Consider the following 25,566-nt stretch of genomic DNA (forward strand, 5'->3'; position numbering starts at 1 on the left):
CAACGCAGACAAAGGTCATCACCATGTCCATCACCCCCCAGGAAGCGCTGCAGCGCACCATCGAGCACCGCGAAATCTTCCACGACGAGATGCTGCACCTGATGCGCCTCATCATGCGCGGCGAGCTCTCGCCTGTGATGACGGCGGCCATCGTGACCGGCCTGCGCGTGAAGAAGGAAACCATCGGCGAGATCACCGCCGCCGCGCAGGTGATGCGCGAGTTTTCCACCAAGGTGCACGTGCAGGACGCGCGCCACCTGGTGGACATCGTGGGCACGGGCGGTGACGGCGCCAACACCTTCAACATCTCCACCTGCGCCATGTTCGTGGCCGCCGCCGCCGGCGCCAAGACGGCCAAGCACGGCGGGCGCGGTGTTTCCAGCAAGAGCGGCAGCGCCGACGTGATGGAGTCGCTGGGCGTGCACATCAACCTCACGCCTGAGGCCATCGCGCGGTGCATTGCCGACGTGGGCATCGGCTTCATGTTCGCGCCCAACCACCACCCGGCCATGAAGAACGTGGCCCCGGTGCGCAAGGAACTGGGCGTGCGCACGGTCTTCAACATCCTGGGGCCGCTGACCAACCCGGCCGGTGCACCCAACATCCTGATGGGCGTGTTCCACCCCGACCTGGTGGGCATTCAGGTGCGCGCACTGCAGCGCCTGGGCGCCGAGCATGCGCTGGTCGTCTACGGCCGCGACGGCATGGATGAGGTGAGCCTGGGCGCCGCCACGCTGGTGGGCGAATTGAAGAACGGCCAGATCACCGAATACGAGATCCACCCCGAAGACTTCGGCCTGGCCATGGCCAGCAACCGCACGCTCAAGGTCGACACGCCCGAGCAGTCGCGCGAGATGCTGATCGGCGTGCTGCGCGGCCAGCCCGGTCCGGCGCAGGACATCGTCTGCCTCAATGCCGGCGCGGCGCTGTATGCGGCCGGCGTGGCCGGCTCCATTGCCGAAGGCCTGCAGCAGGCTCGCAGCGCCATCGCCAGCGGGGCGGCCCTGGCCAAGCTGGAACAGCTGGTCGCGCGCACGCACGCACTGGCAGGATGAGGAACATCCCCCTGAGCGGCTATGCCGCTTCCCCCTTCTCCTGCGGGCAGGGGGACGACACCAGCAGCCTGGCAAAGCCAGTTCTGCGGTGTCTGCTGGCCCGGGCCGCGCGGGCTTTGCGCGCAGGCTATGTATCAACACCGTTAAATGGCAGCCCCGCCTGGGGCGACAAGGCAAATTTCCATGAGTGACATCCTGAACAAAATCATCGCCGTCAAGCGCGAGGAAATCGCGGCGGCGCAAAAGAAGACGCCGCTGGCCGCCATGCGCGCCGATGCCGAGAGCCGCGTGCTCACGCGCGACTTCGAGGGCGCGCTGCGCGCGAAGATCGCCAAGGGCCACGCCGCCGTGATCGCCGAGGTGAAGAAGGCCAGCCCCTCCAAGGGCGTTTTGCGCGCCGACTTCATTCCCGCCGACATCGCGCAGAGCTATGCCGACGGCGACGGCAAGACCAGCGCGGCCTGCCTGTCGGTGCTGACCGACCGGCAGTTCTTCCAGGGCCAGCCTGACTACCTGAAGCAGGCGCGCGCCAGCTGCCAGCTGCCCGTGCTGCGCAAGGACTTCATGGTCGATGCGTACCAGATCTATGAAAGCCGGGCGATGGGCGCCGACGCGATCCTGCTGATCGCCGCCTGCCTGGATGACGCGCAGATGGCCGACCTCGAAGCCATCGCCCGCAGCCTGGACATGGCCGTGCTGGTGGAGGTGCACGACGGCGCCGAGCTGGACCGTGCGCTGAAGTTGAAGACGCCGCTGGTGGGCATCAACAACCGCAACCTGCGCACCTTCGAGGTGTCGTTGCAAACCACGCTCGACCTGCAGAAACACGTGCCGGCCGACCGGCTGCTGGTGGCCGAATCGGGCATTCTGGCGCCGGCCGACGTGAAGACGCTGCGCGATGCCGGCGTGAACGCGTTCCTGGTGGGCGAAGCCTTCATGCGGGCCGAAGACCCCGGCCTGGCGCTGGCCCAATTGTTCGGCTAATTGCTACTATTTTAATAGCTGCTTGCGCTTGATAGTCAAGCGCTGGAGGCCATTTTGACCACAAACCCCTCACCCGACGGCACCACAACCGCAGCCACCCAGCTGCAAAGCGCCGACCCTGCCGACTGGCCCGTCGCGCCGGGCTGGCAGCCGCTGGTGGACGCCTACTTCGCCAGCCCGCGCGGCCAGGCGCTCCGCACCTTCCTGCGCTCGCGGCTGGAGGCGGGCGCGGTGATCTTTCCGCCCAAGCCCTTGCGCGCGCTGGAGCTCACGCCGCCCGAGGCCGTGCGCGTCGTCATCCTGGGCCAAGACCCGTACCACGGGCGCGGGCAGGCCGAAGGGCTGGCATTTTCCGTCGCGCCTGGCGTGCAGTGGCCGCCCTCGCTGCGCAACATCTTCAAGGAGATGCAGCGTGACTTGGGAACGCCCTTCCCTGCCTTTCCCGAGCCCGGCGGCAGCCTGGTGAAGTGGGCCAGGAACGGCGTGCTGCTGCTCAACACCGGTCTCACCGTTGAAGAAGGCCAGGCCGCCAGCCACGCCGGCAAGGGCTGGGAACAGCTGACCGACGAGGTGATTCGCCACGTGGCCGAGGGCGAGCGGCCGGTGGTGTTCATGCTCTGGGGATCGCATGCGCAGTCCAAGCGCGCATTCATTCCTGCGGATCGGGGGCACTTGGTGCTCACGTCGAACCACCCCTCGCCGCTGTCGGCGCTGCGCCCGCCGGTGCCGTTCATCGGCAACGGGCACTTCGGCCAGGCGCGGGCGTTTCGGCAGCAGCACGAGTCGCAGGGCTGAGGGCGGAGTCCGGAGACATACCGGGAGGCTTCGACAAGCTCAGCCCGAACGGATTTACGCCCCGCGACTGGCCCCACCCGTTCGCACTGAGCCCGTCGAAGTGCTGTGCACCCCAGGCCAAGGCTTCGACAAGCTCAGCCCGAACGGATTCGTGCCCGCCCTGGCGCCCTCGCTCAATCGCCCGCCAAACGCTCCTTCAACAAATCCAGAAACGCCCGCGCCGCCACCGGCAGGCTGCGCCCGGCCAGGGTCTGCACTTCGATGTCGCGCAGGTCCATGCCCACATCGGCCAGCGGCCGGGCCAGCACCAGGCCTTCGGCCACCATGTGGCGCGCGCCCACCTCGCTGGAGACCGACACCCCGCCGCCGTGCGCGACGAAGTTCAGCAGCGTCTTGGCGTGGTTCGACTCGATCACCGGCGCCAGGCGCAGGCCTTGCCGGCTGCAGGCGATGTCCACCATCTGCCGCACGGCGGTTTCAGGCGGCGGCAGGCCCAGCGGGTGCTGCGCCATGCGCGCCAGCGTCACGCGCGGCGCGGCCGCCAGCGGGTGGCCGGGCGGCAGCAGCGCGATGACCGGGGCGCTCTGGCGGTATTCCATATGGATGTCTTTCTGCGGCGCGCGGCTGAAGCACACGCCGATGTCGGCCGTGCCCGCGCGCACCGCCTCGGGCACCTGCGGCGTGGGCAGCGACTGCACCGTGAACGCGATGCCGGCATGCGTGCGCTGGAACTCCACGCACAGGCGCGGCACCAGCTCGTTGGCGAAGGCGTCGGACGTGGCCAGCCGCACCTGGCCGGCGCGCAGGCCCTGCAGCGCGCCGATCTCGTCCAGCGCCCGGTCGGCGTCCAGCCCGGTGCGCCGGGCGTGCGCGGCCAGAATCTCGCCCGCTGCCGTCAGCACCATGCCGCGCGGGTGGCGCTCGAAGAGGGGCGAGCCCAGCTGCGATTCCAGCCCCGCGATCTGGCGGCTGAGCGCTGACGCCGCCACGTGCAGCCGCGCCGACGCTTCGGTGAGCGAGCCGCTCTGCGCCACTTCCAGAAAGTAGCGCAGGGCGGTGTCTTGCAGCAGGTGGCGGCGCATGGGATGGAAGGTTGAGTTGCCGCGCAGCCTTGCCGCGCGAGGCTGCCAAGTATCAGGTGCTTTGCCGCCACGGCAAAGCGGTTTGCCCAATCGGTGGTGGCGGCCGGGCGCCGGCGTTTCTAAGATGACCCTCTTGTCGGGGCTCGTCGCCCCCGCCGCGGCGCCCCTTGCATGGAGCGCCTTGTTGCCGTTGCCTTTATTCGCGGAGCTTCTGCCATGCGTTTTCTTCCTGTCCTGGCCCTGTTGATGGCCGCCGCGCTGGGCGCGCAAGCCCAACCCACCTGGCCGCAAAGCCCGGTGCGCGTGATCGTGCCCTTCCCGGCCAGCGGCGCGACCGACCTGGTGGCCCGCGTGGTCACGCAGCGCGTGGGGCAAGAGCTGGGCCAGCAGTTCGTGGTGGACAACAAGCCCGGCGCGGGCGGCACCATCGGCGCGGCCGAAGCCGCCAAGGCCAAGCCCGACGGCTACACCTTGCTGCTGACCACCAGCAGCACCCACGCCATCTCGCCGCACCTGATGCCGCGCCTGGCCTACGACGCGCGCCGCGACTTCGTGCCCGTGGCGCATGTGGCCGACGCGCCCAGCGTGCTGCTGGTCAGCAACTCCCTGCCGGTGAAGTCGGTGGCAGAACTCATCGCCTATGCCAAAGCGCACCCCGGCCAGCTGAACTACGCCACCAGCGGCAACGGCACCATCGTGCACCTGAACACCGCCGCCTTCGCCGCGCAGGCCGGCATCGAGATGACGCATGTGCCGTACAAGGGCACGGCCCTGGCCATTCCCGACCTGGTGAGCGGCCAGGTGCAGGTGCTGTTCGACTCGCTGCCCACCGGCATGCCGCACGTCAAGAGCGGCCGCCTGCGCGCCCTGGCCGTGACCAGCGCCCAGCGCAGCGCGCTGGCGCCCGATCTGCCCACGCTGGCCGAGTCGGGCCTGCCCGGCTTCTCTTCGGTGACCTGGTTCGGCGTGTACCTGCCGGCCGGCGCGCCACCCGCCCTGGTCGAGCGCGTGCACGCGGCCTTCGCCAAGGCCATCAAGGCGCCCGAGTTGGCAGAGAGCCTGGCCAAGCTGGGCGTGGAGCCCGCCAAGCCCAGCACGCCGGCACAGTTCGGCAGCCTGGTGCAAACCGACAGCGACCGCTGGGCCTCCGTCATCCGCCAGCACAAAATCACTCTGGAATGAGCATGTACAACCCCCTGAGTCGCCTTTGGCGCCTTCCCCCTTCTCTCGTGCTTCGCACGGGAAGGGGGACGCACCCAGCGGCCTGGCAAAGCCAGTTCCGCGGGTGCACTGACGTGGCCTGCTCCGCGGCCTCCTGAAGGGTTGACGGCGTGACAGTCGTTGAAATCTCGTTCCCCTCGCGCGCATAGACACATAGACGCATAGACATTGGAGACTCACCTCATGCAAGACAACGCAAAGCCCCTCGACTGGACCCTGCCCTACGCCTCCCACCGCAGTGCGGTGATGGGCCGCAATGTCGTCTCCACCTCGCAGCCGCTGGCCGCGCAGGCGGGCCTACGCATGCTGCAGGCCGGCGGCAATGCGGTGGACGCCGCCATTGCCGCCGCCATGGTGCTGACGGTGGTCGAGCCCACCGGCTGCGGCCTGGGCAGCGATGGGTTCGCCATCGTGTGGGACGGGCAAGAGCTGCACGGCCTCAACGCCTCGGGCCGCTCGCCCGCCGCGTGGACGCCGGAGTATTTCGACAAGCTGGGCGGCATTCCTGAAATGGGCTGGAATGCGGTCACCGTGCCCGGCGCCGTGTCGGCCTGGGTGGCGCTGTCCAAGCGCCTGGGCAAGCTGCCCTTCGCACAGCTGGCGCAGCCGGCCATCGACTACGCGCGCAACGGCTTTCCCGTCTCGCCCACCATCGCCCGCCTGTGGGCGCTGGGCGCGCAGAAGTTGGGCGGACAGCCGGGCTTTGCCGAATGCTTCATGCCGGGCGGCCGCACGCCCCAAGCGGGCGAAATTTTCAAGAGCGAAGCGCATGCCCGCACGCTGGAGCTGATCGCCGCCACCGAAGGCGAGGCGTTCTATCGCGGCGAGCTGGCCCAGGCGATGGCCGCGCATTCTCAGGCCAACGGCGGCGCGATGACGCTCGAAGACCTGGCCGCGCACAGCGCCGACTGGGTCGGCACGGTCAGCCAGCGCTTCGGTGATTCGGTGATCCACGAGATCCCACCCAACGGCCAGGGCATTGCCGCGCTGATGGCGCTGGGCATGCTGGACGCGCACGGCATCGGCGCGCACCCGCTCGACAGCGTGGAGACGGTGCACGCCAGCATCGAGGCCATGAAGCTCGCGCTGGCCGACCTGTACCAGCACAACGCCGATGGCGACCATCTGCAGGTCGCCTCGGCCGACTTGCTGCATGCCGACTACACCGCCCGCCGCGCCGCGCTGATCGATACCGAGCGCGCGAGCGACCCGGTCTACGGCACGCCGCGCCGAGGCGGCACCGTGTACCTGGCGGCGGCCGATGCGTCCGGCATGATGATCTCGTTCATCCAGTCCAACTACATGGGCTTCGGCTCGGGGGTGGTGGTGCCGGGAACCGGCATCAGCCTGCAGAACCGGGGCCACGGCTTCACCACCGAGGCCGGCCACGCCAACCAGGTGGCGCCCCGCAAGCGCCCGTCGCACACCATCATTCCCGCGTTCGCCATGCACGCCGACGGCACGCCGCAAATGGCCTTTGGCGTGATGGGCGGGCCGATGCAGAGCCAGGGCCACACGCAGATGGCCCTGCGCGTGCTGCGCTACGGCCAGAACCCCCAAGCCGCCGCCGACGCACCCCGCTGGCGCGTGACGGGCGGCAAGGGGGTGGCCGTGGAGCCGCACTTCGACGCCGCCGTGGTGGAGGCCCTGCGCGCCAAGGGCCACGAGGTGACGGTGGAAGCCGGCAACGGCGTGTTCGCCTTCGGCGGCGCGCAACTGGTGCTGCGCGAGGGCGGCCACTACATCGCCGGATCGGACCCGCGCAAGGACGGCCACGCCGTGGCTTTCTGATATTTGCTACTGTTTTTATAGCTTCAAGCGCTTATCCATCAAGCGCTAGAGGCCCATCTGGCTTGAATTCCAGATAACCAGCGCTCAGAACAGGTGCCGCACCCCCACGCCGATGGCCCGCACGTCCTGGCCGGCCAAGGCGGCGGGCGAATCCTGGCTGATGGGAAACAGCATCGTCGTCGAGCGGCCTTCGTTGCGCAGCTTGGCGAAGGACACATAGACCTGCGTGCGCTTAGACAGGAAATGCGCGTAGCCCAGCGCCAGGCGCCGCACGCCCGCATCGCCCGGCCGGTCCCAGTGGCCGAATGCCGCACGCAATTCGCCCGAGCCCACCGGCACGGCCGCGCTCAGGTTGGCGGAATTCGCGTTGCCCAGCCCCGGCACGCGGTTGCGCTGGTAGTAGCCGTAGAGGCGCGCCACGCCAAAGTCGTACGAGCCGCCCACGCCCAGCGTCTTGGCACGCACGGCGGCAGCCGGCAGGCCGACGGTGCTGCCCGCAATCTGCGCGCTGTCGAAGGCCAGCCCCACAAAGGCCGGGCCGCGCGTGTAGTCCAGCGCCAGCGCGTAGTTGCGGCCGGTGGGCGCCCCTTCGGCGGCCTGCACGTAGGCCCGGCCGAACACGTCGCCGATCTTGGGGCTGATGTACTGCACCGCGTTGTTGAACTGGAAGGTGTTGCCCCGGTTGCCCGCGCCCTGCAGCAGCGTCTGCACCGCGCCCAGCTGCGCGCGGCCGAAGGCGTCGGCCTTGCCGGAGATCCACACCGACGGCCCCCACATCGAGCCCAGTTGCAGCGTGCCCAGCCGCTGGTCGGCCAGCCCCACATAAGCCTCGCGGTTGAAGAAAGTGGCAGTCGATGCGCCGCTGGACATGTCGAACTGGCTCTCCAGCTTGAAGATGGCGCTGCGCCCGCCGCCCAGATCCTCGCGGCCACGAAAGCCGAAGTGGCTGGTGTCCGACGACAGACTGACCTGGCTGGCCCCGGGCTGCGAGCGCGACTGCGCGTAGATGGCGCCGTCCACGCGGCCGTACAGCGTGACGCTGGTCTGCGCGCCAGCCCCCAGGGCGCTGGCGCCCAGCAGGGTGAGCGCGGCATGGCGCGCGGCGCGGGGCCACGTGATGCGGGTGGTGGTGATGGTCATGGCGATGTCTCCTTGTGTGGTGGTGAATGCAGGGACCAGCGAACAGGCAAACCGCTGGCTGGTCGGATTGCCGCGCGCACGGCTGCGCCGGCCACGGCGCGTTGGGCGGTGGCGGCGGCCTCACGGCGCGCGCTGGGCGCGGCGGTTCAGGTCAGATCAGATGAGGTCAGGTGAGCGTGGTGCGGCGCGTGATGGCCTGCGGGTCGCGCTTGACGCCGGGCGCCAGTTCGGTGCCCAGGCCCGGAGCGGTGGGCCGGTCCAGGAATCCCTGGCGCAGCACCGGCAGCTCGGTCACCAGGTCGCGGTAGAAGGTGGCGAGAAAGGCGCGCACCACCTCCTGGAAGATCGCGTTGGGCGAGGCCAGCGCCAGGTGCAGCGACGCCCACAGCACCACGGGCCCGGTGCAGTCGTGCGGCGCGATGGGCTTTTGGTAGACGTCGGCCAGGCTGGCGATCTTGCGGCCCTCGGTGATGCCGCCGCACCACGACAGATCGAGCATCACGATGTCGAGCGCCTGCGCGGCCAGGTGGTCGCGAAAGGCGCCCTGCGCCGCCAGCGTCTCGCTGCCGCACACGGGAATGCCGGCGCCGCGCCGGTAGTCGGCCAGCGCGCCGGAGCTGTCCATCTTGATCGGGTCTTCGGCCCAGAAGGGGCGGTACTGCTTCAGCTCGCGGGCGATGGACAGCGCCGAGGTCAGGTTCCACATGGAGTGGAATTCGCACATCACCTCGATGCGGTCGCCCACGGCTAGGCGGATCTTCTCGAACACTTCCAGGCCCTGGCGCATCTGCAGCGCGCTCACGTACTGGCCGTCGGTGGCAGCGGCCGCGCCGTCGAAGGGCCAGATCTTCATCGCGCCGAAGCCTTCCTCGATCAGGCTCTCGGCCAGCTCGGCCGGGCTTTCGATGAAGGCGATCTGGTCGTCGTAGCGGCCGCGCACCTTCTGCGCGCCGGGCTCGATCAGCCGGCGCTGCAGGCTGCGGCTGTTGTAGTCCACGCCCGCGCACGTGTTGTACGCCCGCATGCGCTCGTGGCAGGCGCCGCCCAGCAGCTGGTAGACGGGCTGGCCGGTGAGCTTGCCGAAGATGTCCCAGAGGGCGATGTCGATGGCCGAGGCGGCGCGTGTTTCCACCCCGCTGCCGTTGAAGCCCAGGTAGCCGCGCAGCAGCAGCTTGTGCAGCCGCTCGATGTCCAGCGGGTTCTGGCCCAGCACCAGCGGCGCGGCCATGGTGTGCAGGTAGGTTTCGACGGCGGCGGCGCCCCGGAAGGTCTCGCCCAGGCCAATGATGCCGGCGTCGGTTTCGACCTCCACCCAGATCAGGTTGGGCTGCGATGCAAGGCGCGTGGTTTCGATGGCGGTGATGCGCATGGGGGTCACTCCGCCGAAATCTTCTGGCTGCGGATCAGCTCCGCCCACTTGTCGTGCTCGGCACGGATGTGCTGGCCCAGCGCCGCGGCCAGGCCGCCCGCCGGGTTGATGCCCGCATCTGCCAGCGTCTTGCGCACCGCCGGATCCTGCAGTCCCTTGTTGAAGGCGGCGTTCAGCCGCTGCACCGCGGCAGGCGGCGTGCCGGCGGGCGCGCCGATGGCGTACCAAGGCTCGATCACGAAGCCCTTGTAGCCCAGCTCTTCCAGGGTGGGCACCTGCGGCAGGTTCGCCGAGCGGCCTTTTCCGGTCACGGCCAGCGCCTTCACCCGGCCAGACTGGATGAACGGCAGGATCGACGGCTCGTTGTCGAAGAACACATCGACCTGCCCGCCCAGCAGGTCGGTAATGGCCGGACCCGAACCCTTGTAGGGCACGTGCAGCAGCGGCACGCTGGTCATCTTTTTCAGCATTTCGCCCGCCAGGTGGTTGGAGGCGCCCACGCCCGACGATGCGTAGCTCAGCTGGCCGCCCCGCGCCTTGGCCAGCAGACCGTCCACGCTGGCGATGCCGGTGTTCTGGCCCACCGTCAGCACGTTGATGGACGAGCCCAGCAGCACCACCGGCGCCACGTCGCGGAACAGGTCGAACCCTGGGTTGGTGTACAGGCTGGCGTTGACTGCGCAGTTGCCGATGCTGCACAGAAAGATGGTGTAGCCGTCGGCCGGCGACTTGACGGCTGCGGCGGTGCCGATGTTGCCCGTGGCGCCCGGGCGGTTGTCCACCACGATGGGCTGGCCCAGTTCCTTGGCAGCGGCATTGGCCAGCAGGCGCGAGACCATGTCGCCTGTGCCGCCGGGCGGCACCGGCACGATCATGCGGATCGGTTTGGTGGGGAAGTCCTGGCCGGCGGCTGGGGCGGCCAGCCCGGCGAGGCCGGCCAGGGCGAGCACGAGCGCTGCGAAAGATCGCACGGATGGGTTCACGGGTTGTCTCCTCGTTGAATGGATGGAATCGCTACTCAATTAAAATAATACAATCATCATATGATTGAGGCAACGGAAAAAATCCGGGCCAACAGGCTGCAGGTATGCTCGGCGCTCCGATGCCTGCTGCCCCTGCCACCGCTCCCCGTCTGCGCAATTTCCACCACCAGGTGCTGGACGCGCTGGGCAGCCGCATCGTCATGGGCGGCTATGCAGAGGGCGAGCAGTTACCGACCGAGCCGCAGCTGGCCGAGAGCCTGGGCGCCAGCCGGCTGATCATTCGCGAGGCGATGAAAAGCCTGGCCGCCAAGGGGCTGGTGTCGATCCGGCCGCGCACCGGCACCCATGTGCTGCCGCGCACCCAGTGGAACCTGTTCGACCCGGCGGTGCTGGCCTGGCACGGCGAGCAACCCTTCGCCCCGCAGCTCATCGCCGATTTGATGGAACTGCGCCAAACCATCGAGCCGCTGGCCGCGCGTCTGGCCGCCCAGCGCGCCACACCGCAGGAGCTGCTGGCCATTGGCGAGGCCTGCGCCGCCATGGCCAGCGCCGGCACGCGCAGCGCCTACATCGAGGCCGACCTGCGGTTTCACGGCGCAGTGATGCGCGCCTGCGGCAACCAATTCATCGTGCAGTTGGCCAACGCCCTGTCAGCGGTGTGGAAGACGAGCTTTCAAGCCTCCAGCGACGACTGGGGTCCGGACGCACAGGCCATGGCGCTGCACCAGCGGCTGCACGACGCCATCGCCGCCCGCGACCCGCAGGCCGCCGAAGCCGCGGTGCTGGCGCTCATCGAGCGTGCTACCGCCCGCATCGAAGGCAGCGCCCGCGCCTGAGCCTGCACGCCGCCTATCGCGTCTCGTGCAAAGTCAGCCAGGCACTGGCCGCGCCACTGACCACGATGGCGGCGATGCCCGCCAGCGCCCAGGCATCGGGCACGTGCCGGTACACCAGCCAGCCCGCCAGGATCGCAAAGCCGATCTGGGTGTAGAGAAACGGTGCGATGGTGACTGGCGTGGTGCGCGCGTAAGCGTTGAGCAGCAGGGTGTGGCCGGCCGCGCTGGCCAGGCCCATGACGAACATGCCCGCCCACAGCCACGGGTTGTCCACCGCCTGCCAGGTGAAGGGCAGGCCCAGCGCGGTGATGCCGGTGGCGAGCCAGCTGGTGTAGAGCTGCGTGGTGGCAGGGCTTTCCTTGCCGGCCATGGTGCTGCTGAGCACCTGGTAGCCCGTATTCAAGGCGAGCATGCCCAGCGGCAGCAGTGTGGCCCAGCCGAATGCGCTGCCACCCGGGCGAATGACGGCCAGCGTGCCGGCCAGGCCCGCCGCCGCCAGCAGCCAGCGCAGCGGCCGCACGGGCTGGTGCAGCCACAGCGCCGCCACCAGCGTGACGCACAGCGGAGTCATCGCGACGATGGAGGTGAACTCGGCCAAAGGCATGTGTTGCAGGCTGAGAAAGCCGAACACGCTGGTGGCGGAAAACAGCACGGCGCGCAGCAGCTGAAAGCGCGGGTGTGCGGTGCGCCATGCGCCGCGACCGGCGCGCGGCAGCACGAAAGCGGTGGTGAGCAGGGCCTGAAAGAGATAGCGCGCCCACAGCGCCATCAGCAGCGGCACCCCGGCGCTGACAGCCTTGGTGACGGTGTCCAGCACCGCAAAGCAGGCGCAGGCACCGACGGTGAGGCCGATCCCAGCGAAAGCGGAACGCCGCCGTTGCAGGGGATCGGACGCGGGCATGGACGAGAGGCTACGCCGGTTCGGCTTGCGTGGCGGGGCGCGGGCGCTCCAGCAGCATCGAATCGCCGTAGCTGAAGAACCGGTAACGCTGCGCGATGGCGTGGCGGTAGAGGCCCATGACGTGCGCGTAGCCAGCAAAGGCGCTGACCAGCATCATCAGCGTGCTTTTGGGCAGGTGAAAGTTGGTGATGAGCACGTCCACCACGCGAAAGCCGAAGCCCGGCGTGATGAAGATGTCGGTGTCGCCCGTGGCCTGGCCCGAGCGCGCCCATGATTCGAGCGTGCGCACGGTGGTGGTGCCCACCGCCACCACGCGCCCGCCGCGCTGTCGGCAGCGCTCCAGGGCGGCCAGCGTGGCCAGCGGCACTTCGTACCATTCGCTGTGCATGCGGTGTTCGGCCAAGTTCTCGGTCTTCACGGGCTGGAAGGTCCCCGCGCCCACATGCAGAGTGACGCTGGCGCGCTCGACGCCGCGTGCGGCTAGATCGGCCAGCACGGCGTCGTCGAAATGCAGCGCGGCGGTGGGCGCGGCAACTGCGCCGGGCGCGCGTGCGAAGACGGTCTGGTAGCGGTGGCTGTCTTCGGCTTCGTCGGGATCGTGTTCGGCGTTTTGCTGGCGCTCGATGTAGGGCGGCAACGGCAGGTGGCCGTGGCGCTCCATCAATTCCCACGGGGTTTCGCCAGCGGGGCCGTGCAGCGCGAAGCGAAACAGCGGGCCGTTTTCATCGGGCCAGCGCGACAGCAGCGTGGCGTCGAAGCCGCCCGCGCGACGGCCGCCGGCCATCAGCACGGTGCTGCCGGGCAGCGGCTTCTTGCTGACCTTCATGTGCGCCACGACTTCGTTGCCCGCGCCGGCATCAGGGGACAGCACACGCTCGATCAGCAGTTCCAGCTTGCCGCCGCTGGCCTTCTCGCCGAAGAGCCGGGCCTTGACGACGCGGGTGTCGTTGAACACCAGCAGGTCGCCCGCACGCAGCAGGCCGGGCAGTTCGCGAAAGATGCGGTCGGCCGGCTGCATCGCACGCCCGTCGAGCAGGCGCGAGGCGCTGCGCTCGGGCGCGGGGTGCTGCGCGATGAGCTCGGGCGGCAGCGAGAAATCGAAGTCGCTGAGGGTGAACATGTGCGCCGGGGCGCTCGGAGAAGAAGAGAAAGAGGAAGGCGTCTGCATGTCGCTTGAGGGCCTGACAGGCCCGTGCCAAGGAGTGGGGAAAGAAGAAGAAGAAGGCAAAGGGCGAGGATAGCGCGCAGGCCGGCGCTACGTGACTCAGTTGACGACCGAGCCCGTCCAAAGCTGGTTGAGATCGACGAAATTCCAGCGCTCGGGATCTTCCCGCGCCACGATTTTCTCAGCGCAGCCCGGCGCGTCCAGATTCACCCGCTCGGGCGGAATGCGCAGGTCGGACTTGGTGGAAAAGAACACCTTGACGATCGGGGTGGTCAGGGCCTGCGGCGCTTGCTCCACCACCACGCCGATGCGCCCCGACGTCAACCGCACCAGCGAGCCCACGGGATAGATGCCGATGCTTTTTACGAAGGCCTGGAACAGGCGCTTGTCGAAATGGTTGCCGCTCCATTCGGCCATGCGGCGCAGCGACTCGGCCGGATCCCAGCCGCGCTTGTAGGGCCGGTCGGAGGTGACGGCGTCGTATACGTCGCAGATGGCGGCCATGCGGGCCATGACGCTGATGCCCTCGCCCTGCTGGCGGTGCGGGTAGCCCGTGCCGTCCATCTTCTCGTGGTGGTGCAGGCAGGCATCGAGCACCACCTCGGAGACACCGCCCGCTTCGCGCAGCATGTCGTAGCCATGGGACGGGTGGCCACGCACCACGGTGAATTCCTCGTCGGTCAGTTTGCCGGGCTTGTTCAACACGGCCAGCGGCACTGCGGCCTTGCCGATGTCATGCAGCAGGCCAGCCAGGCCCGCCTCGCGGATTGCCGCTTCTTCCAGCTTGATCTGCTTGGCCAGCGCCACCATCAGGGCGCACACGGCCACCGAGTGCATGTAGGTGTAGTCGTCGGCCGTCTTCAGGCGCGCCAGGCTGATGAGGGCGCTGGGGTGACGGGTGACGGAGTCGGAGATCTCCTCCACCAGGCTCTGCACACCAATGGCGTCCACCGCGCGCCCCATGCGGGCTTCGGCGAACATGCTGCACATGGCGTCGCGGGCCTGCGTGCAGATGGCGGCTGCGGCGCGCAGCTCGCTTTCCATCGATGCGGGCTCGCGCCGACGTGGACGGGCAGGCGGTGCGCGCATTTCAGGAGGAGCTGGCTCCGACAGGTCGGACAGATCGGCGAAATCGGTATCGATCTGGGCATCGGCTTCGGCGCGGCTCGTGCCGGCCACGCCCGTGGCCACGTCCAGCCCGCGGTCGGTGTCGATCCACACTTCCAGGATCTCGGTCTCGTGGATGCGGGCAAGATCTTTCGGATCGGTCAGCACAAAGCCCGTTCGCCAGAATGGGTGGTCCATCCAAGAGCCGCAGAACTGGTGCAGGTACATGCCCAGTGACAAATGTTGGACGCTGATTCGCTTGAGCATGGCGGCGGGAGCCTCGGGCGTCCGGCAAAGAGAGAGGGTGGATGGGGTTGCGCGCATGGTAGCCTTTTCCGTTCATGCCGGATCCGTACTTTCCACCTGTTGGCACCCATGCCACGCGCCTCTAGCTCTTCGCCTACCGCGGCGCGGCCTGTTGCCCCTGCATTGGGCGCGCCCGCCGCCCGCGCCCAGCCCAGCCCGGCGCAGAAGGCGCTGCACAAGCTCGGGCTGGTGCGCGACATCGACCTGGCACTGCACCTGCCGCTGCGCTACGAGGACGAAACCCGCATCACGCCCATCCGCAACGCCCGCGACGGCGAAACGGTGCAGATCGAGGCCACCGTCACCTCCAGCGAAGTGCAGCTGCGCCCGCGCCGCCAGCTTCTGGTGACGGTGGAAGACGAGACCGGCACCTGCGAGCTGCGGTTCTTCAGCTTCTATCCCTCGCACCAGAAGACCATGGCCGTGGGCGCCCGCCTGCGGGTGCGCGGCGAGATCAAGGGCGGCTTCTGGGGCCGGCAGATGCTGCACCCGGCTTTTCGCCTCGCCGGCGGCGAACTGCCTGCCGCGCTGACCCCCGTCTACCCCACGGTGGCGCAGTTGCCTCAGGCCTACCTGCGCCGCGCGGTGGCGGGCGCGCTGCTGCGGGTGGACCTGTCGGACACGCTGCCGCAGGGCGCTGAGCCACCCGTTCACCATTTTTATGATCAAAATGGCCTGCAACGCTTATGGGGCCTGCGCAAGGCGCTATTATTTTTGCACCACCCTACGCCTGACGTGGCCCTGGCGACGCTGCAGGACCACAGCCACCCCGCGTGGCAGCGGCTCAAGGCCGAGGAGCTGCTGGCGCAGCAGCTGTCGCAGTTGCAGTCCAAGCGCGAACGGGCTCGGCTGCGGGCGCCAGTGCTGTGCCCGCCCCGCGCCGCCGCGGGGGCGCTCGCCCTGCATGAGCAATTGCTGGCGGTGCTGCCGTTCGGCTTGACCGCCGCGCAGCGCCGCGTCGGGGAAGAAATCGCCCAGGACATCGCCCGGCCCGTGCCCATGCACCGGCTGCTGCAGGGCGACGTGGGCTCGGGCAAGACCGTGGTGGCCGCCCTGGCCGCCGCCGTGTGCATGGACGCCGGCTGGCAGTGCGCGCTGATGGCGCCCACCGAGATCCTGGCCGAGCAGCACTTCGCCAAACTCGTCGGCTGGCTGGAGCCGCTGCTGGCCGCCAGCGGCCGCCGCATTGCCTGGCTGGCGGGCGGGCAGAAAAAGAAGGACCGCGCCGCCATGCTGGCGCTGGCCGAAAGCGGCGAGGCCGCGCTGGTGGTGGGCACGCACGCCGTCATTCAGGAACAGGTGCGATTCAAGAACCTGGCGCTGGCCGTGATCGACGAGCAGCACCGCTTCGGCGTGGCGCAGCGGCTGGCACTGCGGAAAAAGCTGGAGCACCACGGCATGGAGCCGCATCTGCTGATGATGAGCGCCACGCCCATCCCGCGCACGCTGGCCATGAGCTACTACGCCGACCTGGACGTGTCCACCATCGACGAGCTGCCGCCCGGGCGCACGCCCATCGTCACCAAGCTGATTGCCGACAGCCGCAAGGACGAGGTGATCGAGCGCATCGGCGCTCAGGTGGCGTCGGGCCGGCAGGTGTACTGGGTGTGCCCGCTGATCGAAGAGAGCGAGGCGCTGGACCTGTCCAACGCCACCGCCACGCACGCCGACCTGAGCGAGGCCTTGCCCGGCATCCAGGTCGGCCTGCTGCATTCGCGCATGCCGGGCGCCGAGAAGAAGGCGGTAATGGATCTTTTCAAGAGCGGACAGCTGGGCGTGCTGGTCAGCACCACGGTCATTGAAGTGGGCGTGGACGTGCCCAATGCCTCGCTGATGGTCATCGAACATGCCGAGCGCTTTGGCCTCAGCCAGTTGCACCAGCTGCGCGGGCGCGTGGGCCGCGGCGCGGCGGCATCGGCCTGCGTGCTGCTGTATTCGACCAACGACAGCGGCCGGCTGGGCGAGACGGCACGCGACCGGCTCAAGGCCATGGCGGAGACCAACGACGGCTTCGAGATCGCGCGGCGCGACCTGGACATTCGCGGGCCGGGTGAATTTCTGGGCGCACGCCAGTCGGGCGACGCGCTGCTGCGCTTTGCCGACCTGGCTACCGACACGCTGCTGCTGGACTGGGCGCGCGAACAGGCGCCCCTGATGCTGGACCGCCACCCCGCGCTGGCCGAGCGCCACGTGCAGCGCTGGCTGGGCGGCAAGTCGGATTTTCTGAAGGCGTAAGCAGTCACTACGAACGCTGGCAATCATCAGACAACTCATTGCGTCGGCAACGAAAGCGGTTAACCTTGTTGCTTTGTTTTAGATGGGCAGCCCCCTGTCATGTGCAGCTGGCTGACCATGCGCCCGTCGCGCGCAGACACCGCGGCATGACGCGGCGCCATTGCGCCGCTTTCTCTGCCCCAAGAGCACCCATGACTCTCACCGAACTCAAGTACATCGTCGCCGTCGCCCGTGAGAAACACTTCGGCCGCGCCGCAGATGCCTGTTATGTCTCGCAACCCACGCTGTCGGTCGCCGTCAAGAAGCTGGAGGACGAACTGGAGGTCAAGCTGTTCGAGCGCAGCGCGGGCGACGTGTCCGTCACGGCGCTGGGCGAAGACATCGTGCGCCAGGCGCAGAGCGTGCTGGAACAGGCTGCCGCCATCAAGGAAATCGCCAAGCGCGGCAAGGACCCGCTGGCCGGCGTGCTGACCCTGGGCGTGATCTACACCATCGGCCCCTACCTGCTGCCCGAGCTGGTGCGCCATGCCATCGCGCGCACGCCGCAAATGCCGCTGATGCTGCAGGAAAACTTCACCGTCAAGCTGCTGGAGATGCTGCGCACCGGCGAGATCGACTGCGCCATCCTGGCCGAGCCCTTTCCCGACACCGGGCTGGCCATGGCGCCGCTGTATGACGAGCCTTTTCTGGCCGCCGTACCCAGCAGCCACGCGCTGGCCGCGCAGAAAAGCGTGTCTGCCTCGCAGCTCAAGAGCGAGACCATGCTGCTGCTGGGCTCTGGCCATTGCTTTCGCGACCACGTGCTGGAGGTCTGCCCCGAGTTCGCCCGATACGCCAGCAACGCCGAGGGCATTCGCCGCACGTTCGAGGGCTCGTCGCTGGAGACCATCAAGCACATGGTGTCGGCCGGCATGGGCGTGACGCTGGTGCCGCGCCTGTCGGTGCCGCGCGATGCCCTGCTGACCGGCACGCGCCGCCGCAAGAGCGACGACACGCACATCCGCTACCTGCCCATCGTGGAAGACGACGGCAGCGCCCCGCCCATGCGCCGCGTGGTGCTGGCCTGGCGCCGCAGCTTCACGCGCTACGAGGCCATTGCCGCGTTGCGAAACGCCGTATATGCGTGCGAGCTGCCGGGCGTGACGCGGCTGTCGTAAGACGCGTTGACGGGCACGGCAAAAGCCGGCCCCCGCCTACCCGCCATGCGGCACACCTTGCGCTAAAGTCATCGGCGTCGTGCCTTGCCGACTGCCGCGTGCGTGCAAGGCGCATCTGCCCATTTCTTTTCCACTCAGGAGATTCCACCATGGCCAAAGCCCCCGCCACCAAGCCCGCTCTCAGCAAGACCGGCGCGCCGCGCATCAACATCGGCATCAACGACAAGGACCGCGCGGCCATCGCCCAGGGCCTGTCGCGCCTGCTGGCCGACACCTACACGCTGTACCTGACCACGCACAACTTTCACTGGAACGTGACCGGTCCCATGTTCAACACGCTGCACACCATGTTCATGGGGCAGTACACCGAACTCTGGAACGCCGTGGACCCGGTGGCCGAACGCATCCGCTCGCTGGGCCACCCAGCACCGGGCTCCTACGCCCAGTTCGGCAAGCTGACCTCGCTGCCCGACGTGCCTGCCGAGCCGCCTTCGGCGCTGGAGATGGTGCGCATTTTGGTCGAGGGCCACGAAGCCGTCGCCCGCACCGCGCGTGAGCTCTTCCCCGTAGCCGACAAGGCCAGCGACGAGCCCACGGCCGACCTGCTGACCCAGCGCCTGGCGGTGCACGAGCAGACCGCCTGGATGCTGCGCTCGCTGCTCGAAGAGTAAGCTCGGCGGCGCTCTGCCGCGCCGCGCACCTACCGACGCCCGCACTTGCGGGCGTTGTCGTTTGTCCCCTGGCTCGCTTGCTTCGTTTTCTTTCTCTTTACCCCTCTCTTCGGCTCCGATCCATGCAGTCATCCGCTCTGCCCCCGTCCCGCTCGCGCCTGTCGCTGTACCTCGACCTGATCCGCTGGCACCGCCCCGCCGGCTGGCTGCTGCTGCTGTGGCCCACGCTGGCCGCGCTGTGGATTGCGGCGGAGGGCTTTCCCGGCTGGCACCTGCTGGCCGTGTTCACGCTGGGCACCGTGCTCATGCGCAGCGCCGGCTGCTGCGTGAACGACGTGGCCGACCGCGACTTCGACCGGCATGTCAAACGCACCGCGCAGCGGCCCGTCACCAGCGGCGCGGTGTCGGTGCGCGAGGCGCTGGCCGTGGGCGCCGTACTGGCGCTGGCCGCCTTCGCGCTGGTGCTGACGACCAACGCCGCCACCATCGCCTGGTCGGTACCGGCCCTGGCCGTGACGCTGGCCTACCCGTTCGCGAAGCGGTTCGTCTCCATGCCGCAGGCGGTGCTGGGCGTGGCGTTCAGCATGGGCATTCCGATGGCCTTTACCGCCCTAGGGCGAGACGTGCCCTGGCTGGCGCTGTGGCTGGTGCTGGGCAACTTGTTCTGGGTGCTGGCGTACGACACGGAATACGCCATGGTGGACCGGGATGACGATCTGAAGATCGGTATGAAGACGTCGGCCATCACGCTGGGGCGATGGGATGTGCCGGCGGTGATGTCTTTTTATGGGTTGCTGGTGGTGGTGTGGGGGGTGGCTTTGGCGCCGCTGTCTTTGGGGGTGGCGTGGTACCTGGCGCTGGGTGTCGTGCTGGTGCAGGTGGGGTGGCATTGGAGGTTGATTCGAGGGAGGACGCGGGAGGGGTGTTTTGCGGCCTTTCGGGCGAATCATTGGGTGGGGTTTAGTTTGTTTGCGGGGGTTGTTTTGGGGTTCTTCTTTCGCTAGGTTTGCTGCTTTTTTGATAGCTGCTTGCGCTTATCTATCAAGCGTTAGAGGGCTATTTTTCTTGTATCTTGCTAGTTGGTTGCTTCCTGGGGCGGGGTGATGCGGCCGGCTGAACGCTTGCTTTCTGTTGCCTCATCAAAGCGAAAGGAAGATTGGGGTCTTTTTGGCCTCTGGCGCTTATGCAGAAAGCGCTGGTAGCTATCTTTTTGGTAGTTATTGTGGGATTGCTTCCCGGGGCCGGGTGATGCGCCCGGCGGCGCACTCACTTTCTTTCGCTTCGCCGAAAGAAAGTAAGCAAAGAAAGGGCGACCCTGCTGTCTGCGTCCCCTTCGCTGCGCTACGGGGCAACCTGCGGTGCTCGCGGGCGGGGTGTGCCGCAGAACTCACTGCGCGCTTGCAGCGCTTCGTTCAAACAGCTGCGGCAAGCTAGATAACGAAGCCTGTGTGTCCTGCGGCACACAGGCCACCCCGCCCGCTGCGCTCCTCGGCGCATACAGAAGGGAGTTGAACAGCCAACAGCCCACACGGGCCATCGCTGCGCTCGGCCCTTGCGCGAGCGCTGCGCGCCGCGCCCCAGGCCCCAGGCCGAGCGCAGCGATGGCCCGGATCGGGCTGCCCAAATCCCGTGTGGATGGGCCTGTATCGGGCAGGGCGTGGGGTGGCGGGTGTGCCGAAGGACACACCCGCTTCAATTCTGACTCGCCGCGGCTGTTTGAACGTAGCTGCAAAGCAGCGCAGTGAGTTCCGCGGCGCACCCCGCGCCCTGCCCGGCACAGGTTGCCCCGCTCGCCGCAGGCGAAAGGGGTCGCAGACAGTCGGGTCGCCTTTCTTTTGGGTACTTTTCTTTGGCGAAGCAAAGAACAAGTACCTCGCCCGCCGGGGCGAGACCCGGCCCCGGAAAACAACCAACCAGCAACCATCAACCATCAACCATCAAAAAAGATAGCTACCACCGCTTACCAGACAAGCGCCAGGCCCCAAAAACCCTTAAATCCAACCCATCACCCCACCCCACCCACCCGATCAATCAAAACCGCACTAGCCCCCTGCAACCCCACAACCTCCACCCCACAACCATGACTGCGAAACCGCTGCACCACCTTCTCCAGCGCCCCCACCGCCGTCACATCCCAAAAATGCGCCCCTGACACATCGATCCGCACCGGCCGCCCCCGGGCAGACAGCACATCGAACGCCTCCACGAACGCATCCGCCGAAGCAAAGAACACCTGCCCCGTCACAAGCCAGGTCATCACCCCCGGCCCCGCGCCGTCCTGAAGCGTAACGTCGAGCATCCGCGACACCTTGACCGCGAAGAACACCCCGCTCAACAACACCCCCACGGCCACCCCAGCCGCCAGGTTGTGCGTGGCGATGGTGACCACCACCGTCGCCAGCATCACCACGCTGGACAGCCGGGGGTGCCGCACCAGCAGGCCCAGCGACTTCCAGTCGAAGGTGGACGCCGACACCATCACCATGATGGCCACCAGCGCAATCACCGGCACACGCGACACCCAGTCCTTGAGCACCACCATCAGAACCAGCAGGAACACGCCGGCGAACAGCGTGGAGAGGCGCCCGCGCCCGCCGTACTTCACGTTGCTCACCGCCTGGCCGATCATTCCGCAGCCCGCGATGCCGCCAAAGCAGCTGGCCGCGATGTTCGCCAGCCCCAGGCCCGCGCATTCGCGGTTCTTGTCGCTGGGCGTGTCGGTCATCTCGTCCACCACGGCGGCCGTGAGCACCGACTCCAGCAGGCCGACCATGGCAATCGCCAGCGCGGGCAGCAAGATGATGCGCAGCGTCTCCAGCGATGCGGGCACGGCCGGCAGGCCGAAGAACGGCAGGCTCTCGGGCAGCCGGCCCAGGTCGGCCACCGTGGGCAGATGCAGGCCCAGCGAGGAGGCCAGCAGCGTGAGCGCCACCACGCAGATCAGCGGCGACGGAATGGCGGTGAGCGCCCGCACCCCCAGCCGCTGGCCCAGCCACGGCAAGCCGTAGATGATGGCCAGCCCCAGTGCCAGCGTGGCCCAGGTAGCAGGCCCAGCGCCATGCAGGTGCGGCAGCTGCGCCGAGAAGATCAGGATGGCCAGCGCATTCACGAAGCCGGTGCGCACCGAACTCGACACGAAGCGCATCAGCACGCCCAGCTTCAGCAGCCCGAAAACCACCTGCACGGCACCCGCCAGCAGCCCCGCCGCCAGCAGATAGCCCACGCCGTGCGACGCCACCAGCGGTGCGGCGACGAGCGCCACCGAGCCAGCAGCCGCCGACACCATGGCCGGCCGGCCGCCCGCGAAGGCGATGACGATGCTGATGACGAACGAGGCGAACAGACCCACGGATGGGTCGACGCCGGCGACGAAGGAGAACGCGATGACTTCGGGAATCAGCGCGAAGGTGGCGACGGCACCGGCGAGCAACTCGCGCGGAATGCTGGGCGCCCATTCAGCGCGGAGGCGGGACAGGAAAGCAGGGTTCATGGAACGGCAACGCGCGCCGAAGCGCGCGTGAAAAGGAGTTCAAGAAGAACGGGCGAAAGTGCCTGGCGGCTGCGGCGCAATCAACCCGCGCCGTGGCACTTCTTGTACTTCTTGCCGCTGCCGCAGTTGCACGGGTCATTGCGGCCGGGCGTATCCGCGCGGCGCACGGCTTCCACGCGCGGGCCGATGCTCTTCCACAGCCGGCGCAGGTCGTACACCGCCCAGATGGCTTCGCCAAAGGCCTCCACGCGGGCCTGGCTGGTGCTGGGTGGGCCGTCTTCAGAATACATGCAGACCTCGGGCTTGCCGGTGTCGTCCTCGGTCAGGGCGACGACGGCTTCCAGCGCCTCGTTCAGCCAGTCGGTGGCTTCGCGGTCGCGCGGGGCGGCCCATTCCTCGGGCCAATTTTCGACGGCGAACATGAAGCCCAGCGCCCACACCTGGCCGAAGGACGGGATCTCCTGGCCTTCCATATCGGCACGCTCTTCTTCGGGCAGGCTGGCGATGGCGCCGCGCATGTCCATGGCTTCGGGCTGGAAGGCGTCGTCTTCGTCCAGCGACTGCACGTCGGCGTCGAGCTGCGCCACCACCTCGTTCCAGCGCAGCGTCCACAGCTCCAGAAAGCGGGCCTGCTGCGCGGCGTCGGCAAAAGCCGGCAGTACAGGCAGCGCGCCGTCTTCGCCCTCTTCCAGCTCGGCGCCGTCACCCAGCAGCATGGCCAGCCACTCGGCGGTGGGCACCTCGCGGCGGGTGCAGGCCAGCGCGGTCAGAAAGCCGTCGCAGAACTCCCACTGTGGAATCTCCTCGGCGCGCGTGCGCAGGTCGTCCAGCAGGGTGTCGAGTTCGTCGAGCTGGTCTGCACCCAGGGCGGCGGACGGTTCTTGCGAGGGCGTGTCGGCGGTAGTGGACATGGCTTGTGTGCGGGTAGGGGGTGGGTAGATGGCTTTTATGATGCGCGGGCAGGCGTGGCCGCCCGCTATGGGCAAAAAGGGCGAAACGCCGTGGGCGCGTTCATTCACCTTGCCGGAAAAGGCGGCCAGTTTATCCGGCCCGCATGAAAGCCGCTCGCCCCTCCCTTCGCCCCGCCATGCCACAGACGCCACCCGCCACGCCTGATTACGCCGCCTTTCTGGACCAGCAGCTGCCGCTGCAGGAGCCGCCTATCGCCAGCTATCAGATCGATGGCGAACAGGTGTGGATCAAGCGGGCCGGCCCCGGCATCGGCCCCTGGCGCTATCGCCTGCTGGGCCTGCTGGCCGGGCTGCTGCGGCTGCCGGCGCTGCGCCCGGTGCCCAACCGTGGGGGCCGCGAGGCCGTGGCCACCGAAGTGCGGCGCCTGCACGACTTTCAGTCGCGCGGACTGCGAGCGCCCGAGGTACTGGCAGCGCGCGGCGAAGGCTTTCTGATGCGCCACCTGGGCCGGCCGGGGCAGGACATGCCCTCGCTGGGCAACGAGATCCACCGCGCCGTGCCGCAGGGCGCTGCGCCAGTGCTGGCCCTGTGGCGCCTGGGGCTGGACGCCATCGCCCGCGTGCATACGCAAGGCACCTGCCTGAGCCAGGCTTTTGCGCGCAACCTGGTGCGCGATTCCGAGGGCGTGGTGGCGTACGTGGACTTCGAGGACGACCCGGCCGCAGCGTTGCCGCTGGCGACGTGCCAGGTGCGCGATGCGCTCTGCTATGCGCACTCCACCGCCATCTATCTCAGCGAATGCGGCGCCCTGGACGAAGCGCGCGCCCTGTGGGCCGACTGGTTGCAGCAGCCCGGCCACAGCGCCGAATGGCGCGCGGAACTGGAGATGACGGTGCGCCGCCTGGGCTGGTTGCGCCATCTGCCGCAAGACCGCCGCTGGGGACGCGATGCGCAGCGGCTGCGCGCGGCCTACGACCTGATGGTGGCGCCGCCGCGCGGCAGCTGAGACGCCGTCACGAACTGAACTTCAGTCTTCGCTGGTCCACTCTACCTGCACGCCCAGGCTGCGCAGGTTCTCGACGAAGCGCGGGTGGGCACGGCGGATCGGCGCAGCGTGCCGGATCTCCGAGCGGCCTGGAATGCTGGCCGCGACCATGAAGAGCGCGATGGCCACGCGGATGATGTAGGGGCTCTCCACCACCGCCGGCGTGAGCGGCCCGCCGCCGAAGGTGACGATGCGGTGCGGGTCGGACGAGAACACGTGCGCGCCGAACTTCGACAGCTCGCCCGTCCAGCCCAGTGCGCCGTCGTACACCTTGTTCCAGAACATGGCGTTGCCATCGGCCCGCACGCCCAGCGCGATGAAGATGGGCAGCAGGTCGACCGGAAAGTACGGCCAGGGCGCCGCCTCCACTTTGGTCAGCACGTTGCTGGTAAACGGCGTCTGCACCTTCAGCGGCCCGCCGGGCAGCGCACGCGACCAGCCGTCCTCATGCACGATGCGCACGCCGAACTTGGCGAAGGTGCGGTCGATGAGCGGAAAGTTTTCCGGGGCGCTGTTCTTCACCACCACCTCGCCGCCGGTGATGGCGCCCAGCGCCAGGAAGGTGGTGATCTCGTGGAAGTCTTCATCGAAGCGGAACTCGCCACCGCCCAGCGTGCTGCCGCCATGCACCGTGACGCGCGAAGTGCCGATGCCGTCGATGCGCACGCCCAGCAGGGCCATGAAGCGGCAGAACTCCTGCACGTGCGGCTCGCACGCGGCATTGGTGAGGGTGGAAACACCCTGCGCACCGGCTGCGCACAAAACGAAGTTTTCGGTGGTGGTGACCGACGCGTAGTCAAGCCAGTGGTCGGTGGCCGCAAGCGCACCGGGCGCGCCGCCGGGGCCACGCACCAGCAGCGAGCCCTCGGCCCGCTCCACGCTGGCACCAAAGCTGCGGAACACCTCCACATGCGGGTCGATCTCGCGCACGCCCAGGGTGCAGCCCTTCACGTTGTCTTCCAGCCGCGCCACGCCAAAGCGCGCCAGCAGCGGCGGCACCAGCATGATCGAGGAGCGCATTTCCTCGGGCAGCCGATGCGCTGCGGCGTCGAAGGTAGTGGCCTCGTGGTGCAGCTCCAGCGTGCCGCTGGCATGGTCCCATTGCACGTAGCTGCCCAGGGTGCGGAAGATGTCGAGGATCTTGCGCACATCGGTGATGTCGGGCACGCCCAGCAGGCGCAGCGGTGCGCGGGTCAGCAGCGTGGCGCACAGCACCGGCAGCACGGCGTTCTTGTTGGCGGAGGGGCTGATACGCCCGCGAAGCGGCGTGCCGCCGTGCACGATGAGGTTGGACATGGCTGGGAAAGAGAGTGCTGGGGAG

At 68.3% G+C, this 25,566-nt stretch carries 21 protein-coding genes; 11 read left to right on the forward strand and 10 right to left on the reverse strand.

The features are described 5' to 3' along the window. Window positions 1-23: 23 nt before the first annotated feature. From trpD to RQI28_RS09015, 3 genes are all read left to right on the forward strand, one after another. Window positions 24-1,055: an anthranilate phosphoribosyltransferase gene (trpD, locus tag RQI28_RS09005; protein ID WP_311222907.1), complete on the forward strand. Its 1,032-nt coding sequence runs from the start codon at window positions 24-26 to the stop codon at window positions 1,053-1,055. Window positions 1,056-1,238: 183 nt separating this feature from the next. Further along, window positions 1,239-2,039, forward strand: coding sequence for an indole-3-glycerol phosphate synthase TrpC (gene trpC, locus RQI28_RS09010; protein ID WP_311222906.1), 801 nt, complete (start codon window positions 1,239-1,241; stop codon window positions 2,037-2,039). Between the two features lie 54 nt (window positions 2,040-2,093). Beyond that, entirely contained in the window at window positions 2,094-2,834 is a 741-nt protein-coding gene (locus RQI28_RS09015) for a uracil-DNA glycosylase (RefSeq protein ID WP_311222905.1), read from the forward strand. A gap of 173 nt (window positions 2,835-3,007) precedes the next feature. Here the strand turns inward: RQI28_RS09015 and RQI28_RS09020 are convergent, their stop codons facing one another. Then, the gene (locus tag RQI28_RS09020; RefSeq protein ID WP_311222904.1) at window positions 3,008-3,916 is read right to left on the reverse strand and encodes a LysR family transcriptional regulator; all 909 of its coding nucleotides are present in this window, start codon (window positions 3,914-3,916) and stop codon (window positions 3,008-3,010) included. Window positions 3,917-4,162: 246 nt separating this feature from the next. Between RQI28_RS09020 and RQI28_RS09025 the strand changes: the two genes are divergently transcribed. Further along, window positions 4,163-5,098, forward strand: coding sequence for a tripartite tricarboxylate transporter substrate binding protein (locus tag RQI28_RS09025; protein ID WP_311223116.1), 936 nt, complete (start codon window positions 4,163-4,165; stop codon window positions 5,096-5,098). A gap of 222 nt (window positions 5,099-5,320) precedes the next feature. Beyond that, window positions 5,321-6,928: a gamma-glutamyltransferase family protein gene (locus tag RQI28_RS09030; protein WP_311222903.1), complete on the forward strand. Its 1,608-nt coding sequence runs from the start codon at window positions 5,321-5,323 to the stop codon at window positions 6,926-6,928. Window positions 6,929-7,012: 84 nt separating this feature from the next. On the opposite strand, the gene RQI28_RS09035 is transcribed toward RQI28_RS09030, so the two are convergent. The 3 genes from RQI28_RS09035 to RQI28_RS09045 form a co-directional block, all read right to left on the reverse strand. Then, a complete protein-coding gene (locus RQI28_RS09035; RefSeq protein ID WP_311222902.1) occupies window positions 7,013-8,068 on the reverse strand; it encodes a porin in 1,056 nt (351 codons plus the stop codon). Window positions 8,069-8,234: 166 nt separating this feature from the next. Next, entirely contained in the window at window positions 8,235-9,437 is a 1,203-nt protein-coding gene (locus tag RQI28_RS09040) for a mandelate racemase/muconate lactonizing enzyme family protein (RefSeq protein ID WP_311222901.1), read from the reverse strand. 5 nt (window positions 9,438-9,442) lie between these two features. Further along, window positions 9,443-10,420, reverse strand: coding sequence for a tripartite tricarboxylate transporter substrate binding protein (locus RQI28_RS09045; protein ID WP_311222900.1), 978 nt, complete (start codon window positions 10,418-10,420; stop codon window positions 9,443-9,445). Window positions 10,421-10,539: 119 nt separating this feature from the next. Between RQI28_RS09045 and RQI28_RS09050 the strand changes: the two genes are divergently transcribed. Then, window positions 10,540-11,256, forward strand: a complete 717-nt coding sequence (locus tag RQI28_RS09050) for a FadR/GntR family transcriptional regulator (RefSeq protein ID WP_311222899.1) — start codon at window positions 10,540-10,542, stop codon at window positions 11,254-11,256. A gap of 13 nt (window positions 11,257-11,269) precedes the next feature. On the opposite strand, the gene RQI28_RS09055 is transcribed toward RQI28_RS09050, so the two are convergent. From RQI28_RS09055 to RQI28_RS09065, 3 genes are all read right to left on the reverse strand, one after another. Further along, window positions 11,270-12,157, reverse strand: a complete 888-nt coding sequence (locus RQI28_RS09055; RefSeq protein WP_311222898.1) for a DMT family transporter — start codon at window positions 12,155-12,157, stop codon at window positions 11,270-11,272. 10 nt (window positions 12,158-12,167) lie between these two features. Continuing rightward, window positions 12,168-13,325 carry a tRNA preQ1(34) S-adenosylmethionine ribosyltransferase-isomerase QueA gene (queA, locus tag RQI28_RS09060; RefSeq protein WP_311222897.1) on the reverse strand — a complete coding sequence of 386 codons (1,158 nt, stop codon included), beginning with the start codon at window positions 13,323-13,325 and terminating at the stop codon, window positions 12,168-12,170. A gap of 96 nt (window positions 13,326-13,421) precedes the next feature. After that, a complete protein-coding gene (locus tag RQI28_RS09065; RefSeq protein WP_311222896.1) occupies window positions 13,422-14,696 on the reverse strand; it encodes an HD-GYP domain-containing protein in 1,275 nt (424 codons plus the stop codon). 108 nt (window positions 14,697-14,804) lie between these two features. Here RQI28_RS09065 and recG point away from each other — a divergent pair, with 108 nt between their 5' ends. The 4 genes from recG (at window position 14,805) to ubiA (ending at window position 19,802) form a co-directional block, all read left to right on the forward strand. Further along, window positions 14,805-16,970, forward strand: coding sequence for an ATP-dependent DNA helicase RecG (gene recG, locus RQI28_RS09070; RefSeq protein ID WP_311222895.1), 2,166 nt, complete (start codon window positions 14,805-14,807; stop codon window positions 16,968-16,970). A gap of 191 nt (window positions 16,971-17,161) precedes the next feature. Next, window positions 17,162-18,127: a LysR substrate-binding domain-containing protein gene (locus tag RQI28_RS09075; RefSeq protein ID WP_311222894.1), complete on the forward strand. Its 966-nt coding sequence runs from the start codon at window positions 17,162-17,164 to the stop codon at window positions 18,125-18,127. 149 nt (window positions 18,128-18,276) lie between these two features. Beyond that, window positions 18,277-18,798 (forward strand): Dps family protein, encoded by a 522-nt coding sequence (locus tag RQI28_RS09080; RefSeq protein ID WP_311222893.1) that lies wholly within the window; start codon window positions 18,277-18,279, stop codon window positions 18,796-18,798. Between the two features lie 122 nt (window positions 18,799-18,920). After that, window positions 18,921-19,802 carry a 4-hydroxybenzoate octaprenyltransferase gene (gene ubiA, locus RQI28_RS09085; RefSeq protein ID WP_311222892.1) on the forward strand — a complete coding sequence of 294 codons (882 nt, stop codon included), beginning with the start codon at window positions 18,921-18,923 and terminating at the stop codon, window positions 19,800-19,802. Between the two features lie 1,001 nt (window positions 19,803-20,803). Here ubiA and RQI28_RS09090 read toward each other — a convergent pair. Then, on the reverse strand, window positions 20,804-22,288 hold the full coding sequence (locus RQI28_RS09090) for a SulP family inorganic anion transporter (RefSeq protein ID WP_311223999.1): 1,485 nt from the start codon (window positions 22,286-22,288) through the stop codon (window positions 20,804-20,806). An 80-nt stretch (window positions 22,289-22,368) separates the two neighbouring features. Continuing rightward, window positions 22,369-23,199: a UPF0149 family protein gene (locus tag RQI28_RS09095; protein WP_311224000.1), complete on the reverse strand. Its 831-nt coding sequence runs from the start codon at window positions 23,197-23,199 to the stop codon at window positions 22,369-22,371. A gap of 176 nt (window positions 23,200-23,375) precedes the next feature. Between RQI28_RS09095 and RQI28_RS09100 the strand changes: the two genes are divergently transcribed. Beyond that, the gene (locus RQI28_RS09100; protein WP_311224001.1) at window positions 23,376-24,206 is read left to right on the forward strand and encodes a hypothetical protein; all 831 of its coding nucleotides are present in this window, start codon (window positions 23,376-23,378) and stop codon (window positions 24,204-24,206) included. Window positions 24,207-24,227: 21 nt separating this feature from the next. Here RQI28_RS09100 and RQI28_RS09105 read toward each other — a convergent pair whose 3' ends face one another. Next, window positions 24,228-25,541: a UDP-N-acetylglucosamine 1-carboxyvinyltransferase gene (locus RQI28_RS09105; protein ID WP_311224002.1), complete on the reverse strand. Its 1,314-nt coding sequence runs from the start codon at window positions 25,539-25,541 to the stop codon at window positions 24,228-24,230. Window positions 25,542-25,566 lie beyond the last annotated feature (25 nt).

This window comes from Acidovorax sp. WCS2018Noco2-16 (genome assembly GCF_031843945.1).
GTDB lineage: Bacteria > Pseudomonadota > Gammaproteobacteria > Burkholderiales > Burkholderiaceae_C > Paracidovorax.